Raw genomic sequence first — 2,011 nt, 5'->3', positions numbered from 1 at the left:
GCGGATTGCTGGGCGTCGAGGTCTTTGCCTTTTTCAATCGCTTCGCGCTGTTTGTCGGCGGCGGCCAGGCTGCCCATAAAGCCTTCCTTCTCCAGCTTCTCGTACGCGGCGGCGGTGCGCTGGTAGGTCGGTAGCGTTTGCTGCAGCTTGGTGAGCATTTCGGCTGCGCCTTTTTTCTCATGCTCGGCTTTGGTGAGCATGGACTTTTCCTGGTCCAGACTGTCGAGAAAAGCTTTGCGGTGGGCGATGTACTGGCTTTGCACATGGGCAAAGCGCTGCGGGTCGTCGCCGGCCTTGGGCAGCATGGGCTGGTCGGCGAGTTCGGCCTCCAAGCGACGCATCTGCAGTTGCTGGGTTGCCAGGTCGCTGCTGATGCCGGCCTTGTCGGCGCTGGCCAGCGTTGTGTCCAGCCTGGCCAGCACCTGGCCGCGCTTGACGCTGTCGCCTTCGTTGACGAGCAACTCCTTGACCACGCCGGGCTCGGCGGGCTGCACGATCTTGACCAGGGTCTGCGGCACCAGTTTGCCTTCGGCCGTGGCGATGATGTCGAGCTTGCCGATGGCGGCCCAGATGAGCAGGATAAAAACCAGCGCCGACACAGCCCACAGCACGATGCGGCCGAACTCGCTGGGGGCTTCGTTCTGTATCAGCCTGAGCGGGTCATGCCACTGGCTGGGCGGGCGCAGCGGAACGACCTTGGCAGAAGCTTGTGTGGAGGCCTGCGCGGCGGCGGCCGGTGCCTCTGGTTGCGGTGAACCGGCCTGCTGCGCGTTGGGTGGCATGGCGCTCATTCCTCGCCCTCCGCCTTGGGCACGGTGCGCAGCGTGGCGCCTCCGCTGTGGGGGGTGTGGCTCATGGACGTGACCTTGCCGGGCTGGCCCGGTGCGGGCGACATCAGCTGCGCGCCCGTGGCCGTGAGGCGGAAGACCGCGTCTATCTTGAGGCCCTTGGGCAGGCCGTGGGTGATAAACAGCATGGTGACCTTGCCCTTGAGGGCATTGATGGTTTGCGCGAAGTGTTCGGCCGTGGGGCCGTCGAGTGCGCTGGTGGCTTCGTCAAACACCAGGATGCTGGGGCGCTTGAGCAGCGCGCGGGCAATCGCGATGCGCTGCTTCTGCCCGCCCGAGAGGCCGGCGCCGCGCTCACCGATTTCAGTCTGGTAGCCCTGGGGCTGGGCCTCGATGACGCTGTGGATCTCGGCCATCTTGCAGGCGGCGGTGATCTGTTCAAAGGTGGCGTTGGGGCTGGCCATCTGCAGGTTGTCGTAGATGGTGCCGCTGAACAGCATGGTCTCCTGCGGCACCACGCCGAAGTGGCTGCGCAGCTCGTTGGCCGAGAGGTAGCGTATGTCTATGCCGTCGATCAGGATGCGGCCGGCGCTGGGCTGGTAAAAGCCCTGCAGCAGCTTGGCCAGCGTGCTTTTGCCGCAGCCGGAGGGGCCCATGATGCCTATCATCTGGCCCGGCTTGACGTTCAGCGAGAGGTTTTCATACACCAGCGGCAGGTGCTCTGCGTATTTAAAGGCGATGTCGTGGATCTGGATTTCGCCCTTGCGCGCGGTGTCGCGCGCGGGGATCACTGAATAGGGCTCTATCGGCGCATTCATCAAGTCGCCGAGGCGCGCGACCGACAGGCTGGCCTGCTGAAACTGCTGCCAGAGGCCCACCAGGCGCAGCATGGGCTGCGACAGCCGGCCCGAGAACATCTGGAAGGCCACCAGCATGCCGATGGTGAACTCCTTGCTGTGCATGACGGTGTAAGCGCCTATGCCCAGGATCAGCAGGCTCATCAACTGTTCAAGCAGGTTGGAGGCGGTGTTGTAGGTATTGGCCAGCTGCTTGGTGGCAAACCCGGCCTGCAAATAGCTGGCGAGGTAGCCGCTGTATTTGCTGTTGAGCTGGGGCTCGAGCTGCAGCGACTTGACGGTTTCCAGGCCCACAACATATTCAGTGAGGAAGGCCTGGTTGCGCGCCCCCATCTGGAACTGCTCCTGCAGCCGCGCCTGGAACAG

General features: G+C 64.0%; 2 protein-coding genes. Both read right to left on the bottom strand.

All coding sequences use genetic code 11. The features are described from left to right. Positions 1–791: biotin/lipoyl-binding protein (locus tag ACEN8I_RS24085; protein ID WP_413331184.1), on the bottom strand; the 791-nt coding region annotated here is incomplete at its 3' end. Next, positions 788–2,011, bottom strand: a 1,224-nt coding sequence (locus tag ACEN8I_RS24080) for a peptidase domain-containing ABC transporter (protein ID WP_413331183.1), incomplete at its 5' end; no start/stop codon positions are given. The genes ACEN8I_RS24085 and ACEN8I_RS24080, both read right to left, overlap by 4 nt.

This window comes from Polaromonas sp. CT11-55 (assembly GCF_047303325.1).
In the GTDB taxonomy this organism is placed as follows: domain Bacteria; phylum Pseudomonadota; class Gammaproteobacteria; order Burkholderiales; family Burkholderiaceae_C; genus Polaromonas.
Note: the sequence above shows the minus strand (reverse complement) of the source record. Positions and strands in the feature narration are given on the sequence as shown.